The 17680-nt window shown below is 72.8% G+C and carries 14 protein-coding genes; 5 read left to right on the top strand and 9 right to left on the bottom strand.

The window, feature by feature from the left end:
* The first annotated feature begins 7 nt into the window (after positions 1–7).
* From ACZ4UV_RS06865 to ACZ4UV_RS06855, 3 genes are all read left to right on the top strand, one after another.
* Complete coding sequence (locus tag ACZ4UV_RS06865; protein WP_451020089.1) at positions 8–928, top strand: carbohydrate ABC transporter permease; 921 nt, start codon at positions 8–10, stop codon at positions 926–928.
* Between the two features lie 234 nt (positions 929–1162).
* Positions 1163–2620, top strand: coding sequence for a GH1 family beta-glucosidase (locus ACZ4UV_RS06860; protein WP_467836144.1), 1458 nt, complete (start codon positions 1163–1165; stop codon positions 2618–2620).
* A 96-nt stretch (positions 2621–2716) separates the two neighbouring features.
* Positions 2717–3772 carry a LacI family DNA-binding transcriptional regulator gene (locus tag ACZ4UV_RS06855; protein WP_390042822.1) on the top strand — a complete coding sequence of 352 codons (1056 nt, stop codon included), beginning with the start codon at positions 2717–2719 and terminating at the stop codon, positions 3770–3772.
* A gap of 52 nt (positions 3773–3824) precedes the next feature.
* Here the strand turns inward: ACZ4UV_RS06855 and ACZ4UV_RS06850 are convergent, their stop codons facing one another.
* The 3 genes from ACZ4UV_RS06850 to ACZ4UV_RS06840 form a co-directional block, all read right to left on the bottom strand.
* Positions 3825–4847 (bottom strand): methyltransferase, encoded by a 1023-nt coding sequence (locus ACZ4UV_RS06850; protein ID WP_467836141.1) that lies wholly within the window; start codon positions 4845–4847, stop codon positions 3825–3827.
* 57 nt (positions 4848–4904) lie between these two features.
* Entirely contained in the window at positions 4905–5699 is a 795-nt protein-coding gene (locus ACZ4UV_RS06845; protein WP_451022653.1) for an SDR family NAD(P)-dependent oxidoreductase, read from the bottom strand.
* A 94-nt stretch (positions 5700–5793) separates the two neighbouring features.
* Positions 5794–6369 (bottom strand): TetR/AcrR family transcriptional regulator, encoded by a 576-nt coding sequence (locus tag ACZ4UV_RS06840; protein ID WP_467836137.1) that lies wholly within the window; start codon positions 6367–6369, stop codon positions 5794–5796.
* A 118-nt stretch (positions 6370–6487) separates the two neighbouring features.
* On the opposite strand from ACZ4UV_RS06840, the gene ACZ4UV_RS06835 reads away from it, so the two are divergent.
* Together ACZ4UV_RS06835 and ACZ4UV_RS06830 are read left to right on the top strand one after the other, a co-directional pair.
* The gene (locus ACZ4UV_RS06835; protein WP_390042829.1) at positions 6488–9202 is read left to right on the top strand and encodes an AAA family ATPase; all 2715 of its coding nucleotides are present in this window, start codon (positions 6488–6490) and stop codon (positions 9200–9202) included.
* A 93-nt stretch (positions 9203–9295) separates the two neighbouring features.
* Complete coding sequence (locus tag ACZ4UV_RS06830; protein ID WP_467836134.1) at positions 9296–12079, top strand: AAA family ATPase; 2784 nt, start codon at positions 9296–9298, stop codon at positions 12077–12079.
* Positions 12080–12129: 50 nt separating this feature from the next.
* On the opposite strand, the gene ACZ4UV_RS06825 is transcribed toward ACZ4UV_RS06830, so the two are convergent.
* The 6 genes from ACZ4UV_RS06825 to ACZ4UV_RS06800 all read right to left on the bottom strand — a co-directional run bounded on the left by ACZ4UV_RS06825 (position 12130) and on the right by ACZ4UV_RS06800 (position 17591).
* Positions 12130–13029 carry an alpha/beta fold hydrolase gene (locus tag ACZ4UV_RS06825; RefSeq protein WP_451020232.1) on the bottom strand — a complete coding sequence of 300 codons (900 nt, stop codon included), beginning with the start codon at positions 13027–13029 and terminating at the stop codon, positions 12130–12132.
* A 499-nt stretch (positions 13030–13528) separates the two neighbouring features.
* The gene (locus ACZ4UV_RS06820; protein ID WP_451020231.1) at positions 13529–14362 is read right to left on the bottom strand and encodes an alpha/beta fold hydrolase; all 834 of its coding nucleotides are present in this window, start codon (positions 14360–14362) and stop codon (positions 13529–13531) included.
* A gap of 40 nt (positions 14363–14402) precedes the next feature.
* Positions 14403–14882 (bottom strand): cupin domain-containing protein, encoded by a 480-nt coding sequence (locus tag ACZ4UV_RS06815; RefSeq protein ID WP_451020230.1) that lies wholly within the window; start codon positions 14880–14882, stop codon positions 14403–14405.
* Between the two features lie 14 nt (positions 14883–14896).
* On the bottom strand, positions 14897–15886 hold the full coding sequence (locus ACZ4UV_RS06810; RefSeq protein WP_467836132.1) for an alpha/beta fold hydrolase: 990 nt from the start codon (positions 15884–15886) through the stop codon (positions 14897–14899).
* Positions 15887–15957: 71 nt separating this feature from the next.
* Positions 15958–16785: an SDR family NAD(P)-dependent oxidoreductase gene (locus ACZ4UV_RS06805; protein WP_451020228.1), complete on the bottom strand. Its 828-nt coding sequence runs from the start codon at positions 16783–16785 to the stop codon at positions 15958–15960.
* The gene (locus tag ACZ4UV_RS06800; RefSeq protein ID WP_351497591.1) at positions 16782–17591 is read right to left on the bottom strand and encodes an alpha/beta hydrolase; all 810 of its coding nucleotides are present in this window, start codon (positions 17589–17591) and stop codon (positions 16782–16784) included. The genes ACZ4UV_RS06805 and ACZ4UV_RS06800 overlap by 4 nt, the downstream gene beginning before the upstream one ends.
* Positions 17592–17680: the final 89 nt, after the last annotated feature.

Below are 17680 nucleotides of genomic sequence, written 5' to 3'. Positions count from 1 at the left end.
GATATCGATGACCACGACCAGCCCCACCAACACCGCACCGAGCCTCGACCCGGTGCCGCCGGTCGCCTCCCCGGGCAGGAACCGCGTACGACTCAAGCTCGGCGCCGGGCAGCAACTGAAGGGCGGCCCCCTCACCTACCTCGCCCTGGTCGTCGTCGGCCTGGGCTCGGTCTTCCCGCTGTACTGGACGCTGGTGGCCGCCTCGCACGACCAGCAGCGGGTCCTCGACAGCCCACCTCCGCTGCTGCCGGGCGGCAGGCTGTGGAGCAACCTCCAGGCCGCCTGGGAACAGGCCCATCTGGGCAAGGCCATCGTCAACAGCGTGATCGTGGCGGGCTGCATCACCGCGGCCACCCTGTTCTTCTGCACCCTGGCCGGCTACGCCTTCGCCAAGATGCGGTTCCGCGGCCGGGGCGCCCTGATGACCGCGGTCATCGCCACCCTGACGATCCCGCCGCAGCTCAGCGTGGTCCCGCTGTTCATGATGATGGCGGACATCGGCTGGGGCGGAAAACTGGAGTCGGTGATCTTCCCGACCCTGGTCGGTGCCTTCGGTGTCTTCTTCATGCGCCAGTACCTGCTGGAGGCCCTGCCCTACGAACTCATCGAGGCGGCCAAGGTGGACGGGGCGACCAACATCCGCATCGTGTGGAACGTGGTCCTGCCCGCGGCCCGGCCCGCGATGATGGTGCTCGGCATGCTCACCTTCGTCCAGGCGTGGAACGACTTCTTCTGGCCCTTCCTCGCCCTGAACCAGGACAACCCCACCCTCCAGGTCGCGCTCGGCCAGCTCAGCGCCTCCTACACCCCCGACCAGAGCATCGTCATGGCCGGCGCGCTGATCAGCACCCTGCCGCTGCTGCTCGTCTTCGTGATCTTCGGCAAGCAGATCGTCGGAGGCATCATGGCGGGCGCCGTCAAGGGCTGACGCCGGGCGGTCCGCCCCACCCGTTTCCGCCGGTCCGCCCCACCGCGTTCCGGCGGTCCGCCCCCGGGCCTGGCGGCGTCCCGCACCGTCCGCCGTCCCGTACGGGTCCGCCCCGGGTGCGGGCCCGTGCCCGGGCCGGTGCCCGCGTGCGACCCGGTCGCCTCCTCGCAGCAAGACCCCTTCTCCGCTTCTCCCCTTCCCCCCTTCTCCACGCCACTCCGGGAGCGTTCTCAGATGACCGCCGTACGAACCGAGACCACTGCCCAGTCGGCCTCAGACACCTCCTTCCCGCCCGGCTTCGTCTGGGGGGCCGCCACCGCCGCTTACCAGGTGGAGGGCGCCGCCGCCGAGGACGGTCGTACGCCGTCGATCTGGGACACCTTCAGCCACACCCCCGGGAAGGTGCGCAACGGCGACACCGGTGACATCGCCGCCGACCACTACCACCGGTACAAGGACGACGTGGCGCTGATGAAGGACCTCGGCCTCAAGGCCTACCGGTTCTCCGTCTCCTGGTCCCGGGTGCAGCCCACCGGACGCGGGCCCGCGGTCGAGCGCGGCCTCGACTTCTACCGGCGGCTCACCGACGAACTCCTCGAAGCGGGCATCGCCCCGGTCGCCACCCTCTACCACTGGGACCTGCCGCAGGAACTGGAGGACGCGGGCGGCTGGCCGCAGCGGGACACCGCGCACCGCTTCGCCGACTACGCCGAGATCATGGCCCGGGCCCTCGGGGACCGCGTCGGGGTGTGGACCACCCTCAACGAGCCCTGGTGCAGCGCCTTCCTGGGGTACGGCTCCGGCGTGCACGCCCCGGGGCGCACCGACCCGGCCGCCACCCTGCGCGCCGCGCACCACCTCAACCTGGCCCACGGGCTGGCGATCGGGGCGCTGCGGGAGAACCTGCCGTCGACCGCGCAGACCTCCATCACCCTCAACCTGCACCAGGTGCGCCCGCTGACCGACAGCGCCGCGGACGCCGAGGCGGCCCGGCGCATCGACGCGGTCGGCAACCGGATCTTCACCGGCCCGATCCTGGACGGCGCCTACCCCGAGGACCTGCTCGCCGACACCGCGCACCTCGTGGACTGGGCGGAGCTGGTGCACGACGGCGACCTGGCCGAGATCTCCCGCCCGATCGACCTGCTCGGCGTCAACTACTACTCGCCGACCGTGGTCTCCGCGGCCGTCGAGGGCGGCGCCGGCACCCGCAACGACGGCCACGGCGCGAGCGACCACTCCCCGTGGACGGGCGCCGACGACGTCACCTTCCATCTGGCCAACGACCAGCTCACCGCGATGAACTGGGCCATCGACGCGAGCGGACTGCACACCCTGCTGACCGGCCTGGCGGCCTCGCACCCGGGGCTGCCGCTGATGGTCACCGAGAACGGCGCCGCCTTCGACGACTACGTCTCGCCCGAGGGCCGGGTGAACGACCCGCAGCGGATCGCCTACCTCCACTCCCACCTGGACGCCGTCCGGCAGGCCGTCGCCGACGGAGCGGACGTGCGCGGCTACTTCCTGTGGTCGCTGCTGGACAACTTCGAGTGGTCCTACGGCTACTCCAAGCGCTTCGGCGCCGTCTACGTCGACTACGGCACCCAGCGCCGCATCCCCAAGGCGAGCGCACACTGGTACGCGGAGGTGATCCGCCGGAACGCGCTGCCGAGCGCCGGTGAGCAGGGCTGACCCGGTACGGCCCCGGGGGCGTGACGGGGCCCGGAGCGGCCGGGTCCCGGCTGTTACATTTCCTGGCCTGAGGGCTGCGAACGGAAGGCGGCGACCATGACGGTCAAGGGCGAGCGGGGCCGGGGCACTCGGCGGCCGACCCTGGAGGAGGTCGCCGCCCGGGCCGGCGTGGGCCGCGGCACGGTGTCGCGCGTGATCAACGGCTCGCCCCGGGTCAGCGACGCGACCCGCGCGGCGGTGGAGGCGGCCGTCAACGAACTCGGCTACGTCCCCAACACCGCCGCCCGCGCGCTGGCCGCCAACCGCACGGACGCGATCGCGCTGGTCGTTCCCGAGCCGGAGACCCGGTTCTTCGCGGAGCCGTACTTCTCCGACATGCTCAGCGGCGTCGGCGCCGAACTCTCGGAAACCGAGATGCAGTTGCTGCTGATCTTCGCGGGCAGCGACCGCGAGCGGCGCCGGCTCGCGCAGTACCTGGCCGCGCACCGGGTGGACGGGGTGCTGCTGGTGTCCGTGCACGCCGACGACCCGCTGCCCGACCTGCTCGCCCAGCTGGAGATCCCGGCCGTGATCAGCGGCCCCCGCTCGGCGGAGGAGACGCTGACCTCGGTGGACTCCGACAACTACGGCGGCGCCCGGTCGGCCGTGGAGCACCTGCTGACCCGCGGCCGCCGCACGATCGCCCACATCACCGGCCGGCTCGACGTGTACGGAGCCCAGCGCCGCGTCGACGGCTACCGCGACGCCCTGCGCGACGCGGGCCGTGCGGCGGACGAACTCCTCATCGAACCGGGCGACTTCACCGAGGAGGGCGGCCGGCGGGCGATGGCCCGGCTGCTGGAGCGCGAGCCCGGCCTCGACGCCGTGTTCGCCGGCTCCGACGTGATGGCGGCGGGCGCCCGCCAGGTGCTGCGGGTGGCGGGCCGCCGTATCCCCGAGGACGTGGCGCTGGTCGGGTACGACGACTCGGCCATCGCGCGTCACATGGACCCGCCGCTCACCAGCGTCCGGCAGCCGATCGAGGAGATGGGCCGCGCGATGATCGACCTGCTGCTGGCCGAGATCGCCGACCGGCGTCCGGCCGCCGCCCGGGGGCTGGAGCGCCGGCACGCGGTACTGCCGACGGCGCTGGTGGCCCGGGCGTCCTCCTAGTTCTCCGGGCGCTCAGGGTTCTCCGGGCTTTCAGGGTTCTAAGGGAGGCGGGTCACTTGGTGGCGTAGGCGGCGGTGTAGCCGCCGACGAGGGGACGGGCCTCCACCTTGGCGAAGCCGGCGGCCCGGAGCCACTCGGTGACGTCCGCGACCGTGTACTCGGATCCGCCCTCGGTGTCGATGAGCATGTTGAGCGACAGCATCAGGCCGTAGGTGTTGTGGCGCCGCTCGTCGTCGAGCATCGCGTCGTAGACGATGAGGGTGCCGCCCTCGGGCAGCGCGTCGTAGGCCTTCCGGAGCAGGAACCGGCGCTGTTCCAGGTTCCAGTCGTGGAGGATCTGCCCCATGACGTAGACGTCGGCCGCGGGCAGCGGGTCGGAGAAGAAGTCCCCGCCGTGGAAGGTGAGGCGGTCGGTCAGGCCGTGGGCGGCGACGAACTCGTCGAACACCGGGCCGACGGGGGGAAGTTCGAAGACGCCTCCGGTGAGGTCGGGGTGGGAGCGCAGGACGGCGGCGGGCACGGCGCCGAGGGCTCCGCCGAGGTCGACGACGTGGCGGCGGCCGGTCCAGTCGAAGTCCGCGGCCAGCGCGGCGGCGAGGGGGGTGCTGACGCCGTTCATGCCGTTGAGGAAGGCGCGCCAGGCGACCGGGTCCTGGCTGAGCGTGGCGAAGAACGGGGCGCCGCTGTGCGCTACCTCGTTCTGGAGGGTGCCGGTCCGCAGCGCGTCGGTGAGGTTGTTCCAGAAGCCGAAGAGACGGGAGTTGGCCATCTCGAGGATGCCGCCCACGTACGACGGCTTGGCCCGGTCCAGGAACACGTCCGCGGCGGGGGTGTTGCGGTAGGTGCCGTCCTCGTCGCGGGTCAGCACGTCGAGCGAGACCAGGGCGTCGAGGAAGTCCGTGGCGGATCTGGGGTGCAGGCCCACCTCGGAGGCGAGGGACTCGCGGTCGCGGCCGCCGCCGGTTAGCGCGGTGAAGACTCCCAGCTCCACCGCGCTCAGCAGTGTCTTGGAGGCCATGAAGCCGAGGCCGAGCCGAAGAAGCGGCTCAGGGGTGATCGGGGCGTCGATCGACATTTCTTTTCTCCACTCGGATTTGAAGTCGGACCTTGAACGGCAGGTGCCGTGCGGGTCTCAGAGCGTCTTGGTCTGGCCGCCGTCGACGAGGGTCTCGGTGCCGGTGATGTTGGCGGCCAGAGGGGAGGCGAGGAACAGGGTCAGGTCGGCGATCTCGTGCGCCTCGCTGATCCGCCCGGACGTGATCCCCATGCTCTGCGGCACTATGACGTCCAGCGCCTCCTGTGCGGTGGTCCCGGCTGCCGCGGCGGTGGCGTCGGCGAAGCCGCCCGGCGCGGTCCAGAACGGCGTGCGGACCGGGCCCGGAGCGATGGCGTTGACGCGCACGCCCTGCGGCGCGAACTCCTCGGACAGGGACTTGTTCAGGTTGGTCAGCGCCGCCTTGGCCGCCGAGTAGTCGACCACCATGGGGAAGGGCAGCCGGGCGTTGATCGAGCTGATGTTCACGATGGCCGCGTCACCCGCCGCGATCAGGTGGGGGAGGGCGGCGCGGGTGGTGCGGACGGCGCTGAAGAAGGTCAGGTCGAAGATCCGCTGCCAGTCGGCGTCGTCGACCTTGAGGAACGACTCGCGGGGTTCGGCGGCGCCGACGTTGTTGACCAGGATGTCCAGGCGCTGGTGGCGCTCCACGGCCTGCTGGATCAGGGTCTCCGCGCCCGCCGTGGTGGACAGGTCGACCGGCACGAACGTGACGTCGTGGCCGGCCGCCAGGGCGTCCAGTTCGGGGGTGGAGGTGCGGCTGCCGGCCACGACCTTGACGCCTTCGCGGACCAGCTTCTCGACCACGGCCAGGCCGATGCCCTTGCTGGCTCCGGTGACGACGGCGACCTTGTCCTCGAGGTGCAGTTCCATGACGGTTCCTTTCTGGATTGATCAATACATAATTACGGTATGACTTCCCGCGGGTGGGGGTGCGGGTGCGGCGATTCGGGGTCGCCCGTGGCGGTCAGTCCAGTGCGCGCATCGCCACGGACAGGGCGTCCTCCGCGAACTCCCTCCCCGTGCGCGCCTGGCCGACTATGCGGATCCCCTGGATGAAGGTGGTGAGGAACCGCGCCAGTTCCCGCGGATCCTTGTCGGGGGAGAGTTCGCCCCGCGCCTGCGCCTGCTCCAGGGCTCCGGCGAGGAAGGACTCGACCTGCCGGACGGCGATGGTGACGCGGTCCGCCGCCGAAGGCTGCTCGCCGCACTGTGTGGAGGCGCTGACCACGAGGCAGCCGCGCGTGGGTTCGGCCAGGTCCGCCTCGATCATGGAGGTGAGCACCTTGCGGATCGCGGGCCGGATCCCGGTCGTCCCGTCCAGGGTCTCCTGCAGGTCGCTGCCCTGGAGGGAGGTGTAGCGCTCCAGGCAGCGGACGTAGAGCTGTTCCTTCGAGCCGAAGGCCGCGTAGAAGCTGCCGCTGCCGATGGACAGCTCCTGCAGCAGGTCCTGCAGGGACGTCTCGGCGTAGCCGCGGCGCCAGAACAGGTCCATGGCGCGGTCTGTCGCCTGGTCGACGTCGAATTCCCTGGTGCGTGCCATGCGGCAAGAGTAGCCCACTTTATGGAATAGTCAATCCACAATGAGAGGGCCGGTCGCGGGGCAGTACCCTGAGCTTCCAGACAGACCGAGTCCGGGGGACCCGGCTGATGGGGGGAACGTGGAGCTCGTCGGTCGCGACGATCAGCTGGATCTGCTGCGCCGGCTGCTGGCCGAGCCGCGGAGCCACGGGAGCGCGGTGCTGGTCCGCGGGGCCCCCGGCATCGGGAAGACGGCGTTGCTCGCCGAGACCGCCGCCCTCGCCGAGGGGCTCGGCCACCGGGTCCTGCGCACCAGCGGTGCCGAGGCCGAGAGCGACATCCCCTACGCCGGTCTGCAGCTCGTCCTGCGCCCGCTGGCCGCGGAGGCCGCCGAGCTCGCCGTCCCGCACCGGCAGGCGCTGGACACCGCCCTCGGGCATGCCGAGGCCGGTGTGCCCGACGTCTTCCTGGTCGGCCTGGCGGTCCTCAACCTCCTGGCCGACGCGGCCGCCCTCGCGCCGGTACTGCTCCTGGTCGACGACGCCCAGTGGCTCGACGACGCCACCGCCAGCGTCCTGGCCTTCGTGGCGCGCCGGGTCGGTACGGAGCCGGTGGTCATCGTGGGAGCCGCACGCGAGGGCTACCGGTCGCGCCTGAACTCCGACGAACTCACCTCCGTGACCCTGGGGCCGCTCACGGACGGCCAGGCCGCGCAACTCCTCGCGGACCGCGCTCCGGACCTGCGGCCGACCGCGCATCGCCGGCTGCTGGCCGAGGCCGCCGGGAACCCCCTGGCCCTGACCGAACTCTCCCGCACACTCGGCGCGTCGGCCGATCCGCACATGTCCCAGCTGCCGCTCACCGAGCGGCTCGAACGGGCCTTCACCGACCGCCTGGAGACCCTGCCCGACATCACCCGCAGTCTGCTGCGGATCGCGGCCCTCAACGACAGCTCGTCGCTCCCCGAGACCTACCGTGCGACCCGGCTGTTCACCGGCGCCACGGCCGGACCCGCGGAACTCGACCCGGCCGTGCGCGCCCGGCTCGTCCAAGTCGTCGGCAACGACATCAGGTTCGGGCATCCGCTGATGCGGTCGGCGATCCACCAGACCATGCCCACCGGCGTCCGCCACGCCGCACACGCCGCGCTCGCCGCCGTGCTCTGGGAACACCCCGACCGGCAGCTGCGTCACCGCGCCGCCGCGGCCGACGACCCGGACGAGACGGTCGCCGCCGCGTTGGAGGACGCCGCTCACCGGGCCGCACACCGTGGCGGCATCGCGGCGGCCGTCACGGCCCTCGAACAGGCCGCCGCACTCAGCGAGGAAGCCGACCGCCGAGCCGAACGGCTGCTGCGCGCCGCCGACTTCGCCGTCGAACTCGGCCGGCCCGAGACCGTGACCCGGCTGCTGGACCAGGCGCTCACCGGACCGCTGTCGCGACGGCAGCACGCCACGGTCGTCTGGTTGCGCGGCAGCTTCGACGAGGGACTGCACAGCCATGCGTCGGGCGCCAACTCCCTGACGGCCCTCGCCGAGGAGATGGCCGCGGAGGACCGTGCGCTGGCGCTGCGGATCCTGTGGAGCGCGGCACAGCTGTGCTTCTGGTCCGACCCGGGCCCGCAGGGCCGCTCCACGGTCCTGCGGGCCGTGGAGCGGATGGAGCTCGACGAACTCGACCCGTGGCGGCTGGCCATCTGCGCCTACGCCGCGCCGGTCGACCGCGGCACCTTCGTCCTGGAGCGCGCCCGGCACGTCGCCCTGAAGGAGGGCGACGACGGCCGCGCCTACCGCATGCTCAGCACCGCCGCGCTCCTCGTCGGCGGCTTCGACCTGGCGCGGGCGTTCTCGGCGGCCGGCGGCGCCCCGCTGCGTGCCCAGGGACGCCTGGGGCTGCTGGCCCGGACGGTCGGCGCGGACGCGTGGAGCGCTCTCGTGGTCGGCGACCTCGGCGCGGCGATCGCCGCGACCGAGGAGTCACGAAGGCTGGCGCGCGAGACCTGCCAGACGATGATGTACGCGCTGATGACCGCCACCGCCGCCAAGCTGGCCGCATTGCGCGGTGAGGTGGATTCCGCCCTGGCGCTGGCCGAGGAGGCGGAGGAGATCGGGCTGCCGGCCGGGGCCCGTCCGGTGCTGGCCACCGCGTCGATGGCGCGCGGGCTGGCCGCGCTGGGCGCGGGCCGGTTCGAGGAGGCCTTCGGCCAGTTCCGCCGGCTGCACGATCCGGCGGATCCCGCGTTCCAGGTCGCCCTGCGGCTGACGGCCGTGGGCGACCTCGTCGACGCGGCGACGCACTGCGGGCGGCCGGACGCCGTGCTCCCGGTCGTGACGGAGCTGGAGGAGGTCGCGACGGTGACCTCCGCGCCGGTGCTGCACGCCGAACTGCGTCTGGTCCGGGCACTGCTGGCCGCCGACGAGGACGCCGACCCGCTGTTCGCGGACGCGCTCGACGCCGACCTCGGCGCCTGGCCGCTGATCAGGGCCCGTACCCACCTGGCCTACGGCGAATGGCTGCGGCGCCGGCGGCGCAGTGTCGAGTCCCGCGACCACCTCCGCGCCGCCCGCGACATGTTCGACGCGCTCGGCGCGATCCCCTGGGGGGAGCGGGCCCGCCGGGAGCTGCGCGCGGCGGGCGAGACCAGCCGCCGCCGGGCCCCGGACGCCCGGGACCGGCTGACCGCCCACGAACTGCAGATCGTCCAGCTCGCCGCCGAGGGCCTGACGAACCGCGAGATAGGCCAGCGGCTCTACCTCTCGCACCGTACCGTCAGCTCGCATCTCCACCGGATCTTCCCCAAGCTGGGCGTGGCCTCGCGCGCCGAACTGCGGACGGTGGTCAGCGCCCTGCGGTGACCGGCACACCACCGTCACATGACGCTCGCTTCCGCCGGCGCGGTGCTCCTAGCGTCCCCATGTCAGGACAGCGACAAGCAGGGGAGCGGTCCCATGAGGGGGAACGGCGTCCAGCACGCATCCGGGCTGCCGATCGTCGGCCGTCATATCGAACGCGAAGCCATCGGGCGACTGCTCGACGCGGTACGCGACGGCCTCAGCGGAGTCCTGGCGCTGACCGGCGAACCCGGGATCGGCAAGACCCGGCTGCTGGAGTACGCCGCGGACCGGGCCGCGGAGCTCCGCGTGGTCCGGCTGACCGCGGCCGAGACCGAGACCGGTCTCGGCTACGGCGCGCTGCACCGGTTGCTGCGGCCGTTCCTGAACGGTACGGATCGGCTGCCCGGGCCGCAGCGGGCCGCGCTGGACGCGGCCATGGGCCTCGCGCCTGGGCCGCCCGCGGACCGCTACCTGGTCGGGCTGGCGACACTGACGCTGCTCTCCGAGGCCGCCGCCGACCAGCCGCTGCTGTTCCTGCTCGACGACGCGCAGTGGCTGGACCGGGAGTCGGCCGAGGCGCTCGCGTTCCTCGCCCGCCGGCTGCACGCCGACTCCCTGGGCCTGATCATCGCCGTCCGTGACGGGCTCGCGGACAACGGCCTCTTCGACGCGCTGGACGTGCACTCCCTGACCGGTCTGCCCGAGCCGGAGGCCAGGGTCCTGCTCTCCTCCGTCGCCCGGCGGGTGGACGCGGACGTGGCCGGCCGGATCGTCACCGGCACCGGCGGCAATCCGCTCGCGCTGCTGGAGCTCGCCGACGCCCTGGCTGCCGAACAGCTGTCCGGGGTCGCCCCGCTGCCCGATCCGCTGCCGGTGAGCCGGCTCCTCGAGGACCACTTCCAGCGCCTGGTCCGAGCCCTGCCGGCCGAGACCGCAACCCTGTTGCTGCTGCTCGCGGCCGCCCCCTCGGACGACACGGGGATGATGTGGCGGGCCGCCGGGCGCCTGGGCCTGTCCGCCCGCGCCGTCCAGCCCGCGGCCGCCGTGGGAGTCCTCGGCCGGGACATGCCTCCCGCCTTCCGGCATCCCCTGATCCGCTCGACGGTCTACGCCGCGGCCGAACCCGGCGAGCGCCGCCGGGTGCACGCGGCACTGGCCGCCGCCTGCGACCCCGTCCGGGACGCCGACCGCCGCGCCTGGCACCGGGCGGAGGCCGCCGAGGGCGTGGACGACGGCGTCGCCGACGACCTGGCGGCCGCCTCCGAGCGGGCCCGCGCCCGCGGCGGCTACTCCCAGCAGGCCCTGTTCCTGTCGCGTGCCGCCCATGTCACCGGCGCCCCGGAGAAACGGGCCGAGCGGCTGCTCGACGCGGCCCAGGCCCATCTGATGTCCGGTGACGCGCCGGCGGCGGGGACCGCGCTGGACCTGGCCGTCGCCGGCGTCCGCGGCCCGGCGATGCGCACGCGCGAACTGCGGATCCGGGCGACCGTGCTGATGTTCCAGGCGGTCGTCGCCGACGTCCCGGCGATGCTGATGGACGCCGTGACCCGGCTCGGTACCCGGGACCCGCGGCTGACCTGGGAACTGCTCCGGGAGGCGCTGCACGCCGCGCTGGTCGCCCACGACACGGTGCGGGGCACGTCGCTGACCGAGGTCGCGGCGGCCGCCGTCGCCGCGCGGCGCGACCCGGACCCCGTCGTACGCGGCCGCGACCTGCTGATGGAGGGGCTGGCCCGCCGTGTGGCCATGGGCTACGAGCACAGCGCGCCCGTGCTGCGTACCGCCATGGGCCTGCTGTCGGGCGGTGGCGGGACCGGGGACGCGAACAGTCCGTTCGCGGTGATGGTGGCCATGGCCTGCGACGATCTGTGGGACGTCGAGGCCAGGCGCCGAGTCGCCGACCGGCTGGCGGCGACGGACCGCGCCGGCGGCGCGCTGTACGCGCTCAGCATGTCGCTGCTCGTCCAGGCGCACTACGAACTCTGGGACGGACGCCTCAAGCAGGCGGAGGTCCGCTACGCCGAGTTCGACGACATCGTGGCCGACACCGGCTTCCCCGGCGGCGGAGACCTCAACCGGATCCGGATGTTCGCCCTGACCGGCCGGGAGGCCGAACTACGGGCCGCGGTAGCGCGGATCACGGAGATGAGGAGCATGGGCCACGGCCTGCTCCGGTTGCTGGCGCAGCACGCGCTGACCCTGTTCGAGCTGGGGCGGGGCCGCTACGGGCAGGCGATGACGCACGCGCTGGAGGTCTTCGAGGCGGACCCCCCGGCCTGCGGCAACCTCGTGCTGCCGCTGATCGTCGAGGCCGGCGTCCGCACCGGCGACCGGGACAGCGCGGACCGGGCCCTGGCCCGGCTGGAGGAACGCGCCCCGCTCGCCGGTACTCCCTGGGCGCTGGGGACGCTGGCCCTCGGCCGGGCGCTGACGGCGGACGGCGACGACGCCGAGAAGTTCTACCAGGAGTCGGTCGAACTGCTGGGGCAGGGGCCGCTGGGCCTGGAACTGGCCCGGTCCCGGCTGCTGTTCGGCGAGTGGCTGCGCCGCCGCAAGCGACGTTCCGATGCCCGGAGGCAGTTGCGCGCAGCGTACGAGAGCTTCGACGCCTTCGGCGCGGTGCCGTACGCCGAGCGGGCCCGGATCGAGTTGCTGGCCACCGGCGAGAAGGCCCGCAGGCGGACCGAGGAGACCAGGTTCGATCTCACCCCGCGGGAACGGCAGGTGGCCGCCATGGCCGCCTCGGGGCTGACCAACGGGGAGATAGCGGCGCGGCTGTTCGTCACCGCCTCGACCGTCGAGTTCCATCTGAACAAGGTGTTCCGCAAGCTCGGCATCACCTCCCGGAAGCAGATCCCGCGCGCGATCGGCGAACCCGGCCCGGAGACCGGGGGGTGACCCCGTGGGAACCGGTCCGGGCGGCCGCCGTCCCGGCCGCGACGCGTGTGTCATTTCGCCGCGGACGCGAAGAAGTCCAGGTAGCGGCTCGCGAGTTCGGCGGGCGCCTCCAACGGGATGTTGTGCCCCGCCTGCTCGACCACCACAGGTGTGACGTTCACCGCGACCTGAGCCATCTGCTCCCCGGGCTCCCCGGCGAGGTAGGCGCGCCCCCCGACGGCCAGCACCGGGCATTCCAGCGGGACGGCGAACTGCGGCCGGTTCTGGTCGGCGTCGATGCCGGTCGCCCGGTACAGCTCGAACACCGCGTGGTTGCCGCCCGGTTCTTCGAGCCCGCGCGTGTACTCGTCCTCGTCGGCGTCCGTGTACGCACTCGGGTCCCACATGATCCGCCGCATGAAGTACGTCCAGAAGGCACGCTCCCGGCCGGTGATCAGCAGTTCGGGGTAGTGCGGCAGACCGAACAACGAGCGGTGCCAGCCGGTGCGGGGATCCTCGGCGGCGAGCGGCCCGAGGTCGGGCACCGGGAGGCCGGGCAGTCTCGTCTCCTGGAAGACGAGCTGGACGACCTCCGGGCGGTGGAAGGCCGCGACGGCGTAGCCGACGGCCGCACCCCAGTCCTCGCCCACCACGCGGTACCGGTCGTGTCCCAGCGTCGCCATGAGCGCGGCGACGTCGGCGGCCAGGGTCCGCGTGTCGTACCCCGTCGCCGGACGTCCGGAGCCGCCGAAGCCCCGCAGGTCCACCGCGACGACCGTGTGGTGCGGGGTGAGCAGCGGGATGACGTGGCGCCAGAAGAACATGGTCTTCGGCACGCCGTGGATCAGCACGACCGGGTCGCCGCTGCCGCCCGTCGCACAGTGCAGATCGACCCCGTTGACCCGTGGCCGGCCGTGGGTGAGCGGGGCGCCGGCGTGATCCGTCATCCTCAGCGCTCCGGATCCCGTCATCGCCGCCTCCTCGTGGCCGGTTCCCGCCGGTGCCGATGGCGCCGGTCGGTCGTATTCCACACCGGTCGAGGTTCCGCTCGCACTGGGGAGCCACCCCGGTCCGAGAGTGCGCCGGGGTCCCGTGCACAGCCTTCCGATCGCCGCACGCTCCGCGGGCCGGCCGACCGTCGGCGGCCCGGCCGCACGGTGAACGCCGGACCACATCATGGGAGTTCCCTTCACCACGTTCCGACCCGCTCGGGCGCGGGCGCGCCCCGGTGGGCGGGCGAGCGTCGCAGGAGGCGACGCCGGGTCCGGTGGGGAGCCGGGAGTGACGGGAGCCGACGGCCCGGCGGATCAGGGCGCGGGAAAGCGGCTGCGGCGTACGGCACCTCGCCGAGTGCGTGGCGAGCCGGCGCGCAGGGGTGTCGGGCCGGTCCCGGTGCGGGTCACCGGCGGGACGCGTGAGGGCCCGCACCGCATCGCGGTCCGGGCCCTCGGCGGTGGCGGAGCCGGGCGGCTACTTGGCCAGGAAGGCCAGCAGCGCGGCGTTCACCTCCTCGGCGTGCGTCCAGAGCAGGCCGTGCGGGGCGCCCTCGATCTCGACGTACTCGGCCGAGGGCAGCAGCGCGTGGAAGGGCCGCCCGGTGGCGTCGACCGGCAGGATCCGGTCGGCCGTGCCGTGCAGGATCAGCGTCGGTACGTCGATCCTGGCGACGTCGGCGCGGAAGTCGGTGATCCAGGTGGGCACGCAGGCCACCGACGCGTACGCGGACGCGCCCGCCGCCACGTTCCAGCTCGCCCGCACGGCCTCTTCGCTGATCCGGCTGCCGAGCGTCTCGTCGAGGTTGTAGAACGCCTCGTAGAAGCCGGTGAAGTAGGCGTAGCGGTCCTTCGTGACCGCCTCCAGGATGCCGTCGAACACGGACTGGTCGACGCCGCCCGGGTTGTCGTCGGTCCTGACCAGGAAGGGTTCGAGGGAGGCCAGGAAGGCTGCCTTGGCGACGCGCCGCGAGCCGTACGTGCCCAGGTAGCGGCCGACTTCCCCGGTGCCCATGGAGAACCCGACCAGTACCGCGTCGGTGAGGTCCAGCTCGGTCAGCACCGCGTTTAGGTCGGCGGCGAAGGTGTCGTAGTCGTAGCCCGTGGTCGGCTGCGACGAGCGGCCGAAGCCGCGCCGGTCGTAGGTGACGACCCGGTGGCCCGCGTCGAGCAGGGCCGGGAGCTGCTTCTCCCACGAGTGGCCGTCCAGCGGGTAGCCGTGGATCAGTACGACGGGCTGCCCGCTCCCGTGGTCCTCGTAGTACAGCTCGATGTCGGCGGAGTTCTCCTGGCCGACGGTGATGTACGGCATGTCGGTTTCCCTTCGTGTGCTCGGTGGACCGGCGGGTGACTCACAAGGACGGCGGCGGGCCGGTGACGCGCAGGTGGAAGGCCTCGGCGGAGGCCACGACCGCCGCGATGTCGAACTCCGGCGGCAGGTCCCCGGCCTCGGCCACCGGGGTGCCGTTGGCCCGGAAGTACTCCTCGATGCAGGCCGGGCTGAACAGCACCGCTATTCGCGCCCCCTCGGGCGAGCGCACCAGGTAGCTGTGCGGCACCCCGCGCGGCCCGTGCGCGACCTGCCCGGGCACCAGGTCGTGGCGCTGGTCGCCGACGAAGAACGTCACCTCGCCGTCGAGGACGAACCAGACCTCCTCCTCGTCCTCGTGGACGTGGTGCGGGGGTGCGTGGCCGGCCGGGTCGGCGAACTCCATCAGACTGAGGCGGTTGTCGGTCGCGGTACCGGGGAGCAGGATCCTGGCCTGGCCGCCGAGGAACCAGAAGGGTTCGCGCTCGGGCGTCGGGCCGAAGGTCGGGAAGAAGCCGGTCATTTTCGCTCCTGAGGTCATCGGGGGCCGTCCAGGAAGCGCAGCAGCATGTCGGTCATCTCTTTCGGGTGCTCCTCGTAGATCCAGTGGCCGGAGTCGGGGACGACGGCCGGGGTGACGTGGGTGGCGTAGTGGCGCACCTGCTGCGCGAGCGACGAACCGAGGCTGCCGTCGGCGCCGATCGCGAGGACCGGCATGGTCAGGCGCTTCTTCCGGAACCGCGCGTTGTCGGCGATGTCCTGCGGGAACGCCCGGAACCAGGCGAAGCTCGCCTCCAGATGGGCGTAGTCGCGCAGGTAGGAGGCGAAGACCTGGAGGTCGTCCGGGGTGAGGGCGTCCTTGCGCACGGCAAGGCCCTGCATGAAGCCGGTCGTCCAGGTCAGCTCGCGGCCCCGGACCAGGCTCTCCGGGAGGCCGGTCCGCAAGGAGAAGAAGCCGAAGTGCCATGCTCCGGGGCCCTGGGCCGTCAGCGCCGGGTGCTGGTAGATGTCCGGGTCCGGGATCGGGGCCTCGCTGAGCACGAGCTTCCTGACGCTGTGCGGGTACTGCGCGGCGTACGCGTACGCGACCATCGTGCCGATGTCGTGGCCGACGACGTCCACGTCCTGGTCCTTGCCGAGCGACACCAGGAGCGCGTGCAGCTCGGCGGCCATGGTCTTCTTGTCGTAGCCGGACGCCGTGGCGTCACTGCGGCCCGCGCCGGGCAGGTCCGGCGCGATGACGGTGTAGTGCCTGGCGAGCGCGGGCATGATGCCGTGCCACTCGTACCAGGTCTGCGGGTAGCCGTGGATCAGGACCAGGGTCGGGCCGTGGCCGCCGATCACGTAGTTGATGCCGATCCCGGCGACCCGGGTCTTGTGCTCACTGAAGCCGGCGGGAATCCGCTCGCCGGGCGACGGCGCCGACTTGTCGGAGGCCGCGGCCGTGAGGGTGGTCGAGCCGAGGCCGACGGCCAGGGCGAAGACCGCGGCCACCAGGCGGCGGGATCTGGGCAGGCGGAATCTCACGGATCTCTCCAAGCGACACGAGGGGAGGTGAGGCGCGGCGGGCCGGGCGCCCGTCGTGCCGTGACGGCCGGTCAGAGAGAGTCGACCAGGCCGCCGTCGACGACGAAGTCGGCGCCGGTGATGTTCGCCGCCCGGGGACCGGCCAGGTAGACCACCAGATCGGCCACCTCGGACGGCCGGGTGAAGCGGCCGGTCACCGACTGGTCCGCCGCGCCACGGGCCACCTCCCGGGGGTCGACGCCCCGGGACCGGCCGACCGTGGCGGCGACACCGCCGGCGCCCTGCCACAGCGCCGTCTCCACCGGGCCGGGACCGATGGTGTTCACCCGCACACCGCGTGGCCCCACTTCCTTGGACAGGGCCTTGCAGAAGTTGGTCAGCGCCGCCTTCGCCGCGCCGTAGTCGATGACCAGCGGGTCCGGCAGCCGGGCGTTGACCGAGGAGACGGTGACGATGCGTCCCGCGCCGGTGGCGAGCAGGTGCGGCAGCGCGGCCCGGGTGGTACGGACGGCGGCCATGAGGTTGACCGTGAACGTCCACTCCCAGTCCTCGTCCGTCACGCCCAGGAAGCCGTCGACCCGCGGCCGCACCGCACCGACGTTGTTCACCAGGACGTCGACACCGCCATGGAGCGCCACGGCCTCGGCGACCAGCGCGGCCGGACCGTCGGGCGTCGCGAGGTCGACCTCCACGACGGTGAGCTCGGCCCCCTGCTTCACGTGCTGGTCGAGGGCGTCGGTGCGTTCCCTCGAACCCGCGACGACGCGGGCGCCGGCCGCGAGGAAGGCCTCGACGACGGCCAGTCCGATGCCGCGCCCGGCGCCGGTGACCACGACGGTCCGCCCGGCCAGGCCCGTGTCGCCGGCGGACGTCCCGGCGGCCTGGGGACCGGAGTTCACCGCCCGGCCTCCAGGCCCTGCCGCCGCAGCCAGGTGAGCACGGTGTCCGCGACCTCGCGCCAGCCGCCGTCGATCGTCAACGAGTGCCCCCGGTCGGGGAAGTTGATGATGTCGGTGACCGCCTCGGAGTGCCGGTACTGCTTGAGGGTGGCCCGGGTGACGACCTCGGGCACCGTGTGGTCCTTGCCGCCGGAGATGAGCAGCAGCGGGCCGCGTCCGCTGTTGTCCGTGTCGACCTTCGCCGGGGAGTGGGGGTTGAAGTTGGCGGAGGCGGCCTCGTACAGCGGCTTGCCCGGCGCGGGGATGGTCCAGCGCTCGTACAGGGCCGCCGATTCCTCCTCGGCCACGGCGTTGCCGAACGCGAACCGGAACTGCTCCGCGGTCAGGGAGACCGACCGGCGCTTGTTGGCCGGGTTCTTGAAGACCGGGAGCGTCGCCTTCAACGCGGACAGCGGCAGCGGCAACACACCCTTGATCTGCGCGGCGTCGATCGCGACCGCCGCGGCTGCGCGGTCCTGGCCGAGCAGCTTCTGCGCGATCATCCCGCCGAACGAGTGGCCGATCACGACGGGCCGCACGGGCAGGGCCTCGATCAGGGCCGCGTAGTGCTCGACGACGTCGTCGATGCCGTGGCCGGCGATGCTCTCGGGGTTCTGGCGCGCGTCCTCGACGGTGTCGGGGTCGCCCGGCCACCCGGGCGCGGACGGGTCGTAGCCCTCGGCGCGGAACAGCTCGATCCACGGCTGCCAGGAGGTGCTGTGCAGCCAGAGCCCGTGGATGAAGACCACGGGAAGGGGGACGGTCATGGCTGGGCCTCTCTTGTCGGTGTCCTGACCCGCATGCGCACACGAAACCGGGAACCCCGGTGCTCTCGCACCGGGGAGGCACCCCAGTG

Source organism: Streptomyces sp. NPDC028289, from assembly GCF_055565975.1.
This window is presented reverse-complemented; position numbering and strand designations above follow the sequence as displayed.

Bases quoted from the DNA above. Each gene is read 5' to 3' on its own strand.
- ACZ4UV_RS06865 (WP_451020089.1), top strand. From the start codon at position 8: ATGACCACGACCAGCCCCACCAACACCGCACCGAGCCTCGACCCGGTG.
- ACZ4UV_RS06860 (WP_467836144.1), top strand. From the start codon at position 1,163: ATGACCGCCGTACGAACCGAGACCACTGCCCAGTCGGCCTCAGACACC.
- ACZ4UV_RS06855 (WP_390042822.1), top strand. From the start codon at position 2,717: ATGACGGTCAAGGGCGAGCGGGGCCGGGGCACTCGGCGGCCGACCCTG.
- ACZ4UV_RS06850 (WP_467836141.1), bottom strand. From the start codon at position 4,847: ATGTCGATCGACGCCCCGATCACCCCTGAGCCGCTTCTTCGGCTCGGC.
- ACZ4UV_RS06845 (WP_451022653.1), bottom strand. From the start codon at position 5,699: ATGGAACTGCACCTCGAGGACAAGGTCGCCGTCGTCACCGGAGCCAGC.
- ACZ4UV_RS06840 (WP_467836137.1), bottom strand. From the start codon at position 6,369: ATGGCACGCACCAGGGAATTCGACGTCGACCAGGCGACAGACCGCGCC.
- ACZ4UV_RS06830 (WP_467836134.1), top strand. From the start codon at position 9,296: ATGAGGGGGAACGGCGTCCAGCACGCATCCGGGCTGCCGATCGTCGGC.
- ACZ4UV_RS06825 (WP_451020232.1), bottom strand. From the start codon at position 13,029: ATGACGGGATCCGGAGCGCTGAGGATGACGGATCACGCCGGCGCCCCG.
- ACZ4UV_RS06820 (WP_451020231.1), bottom strand. From the start codon at position 14,362: ATGCCGTACATCACCGTCGGCCAGGAGAACTCCGCCGACATCGAGCTG.
- ACZ4UV_RS06815 (WP_451020230.1), bottom strand. From the start codon at position 14,882: ATGACCGGCTTCTTCCCGACCTTCGGCCCGACGCCCGAGCGCGAACCC.
- ACZ4UV_RS06800 (WP_351497591.1), bottom strand. From the start codon at position 17,591: ATGACCGTCCCCCTTCCCGTGGTCTTCATCCACGGGCTCTGGCTGCAC.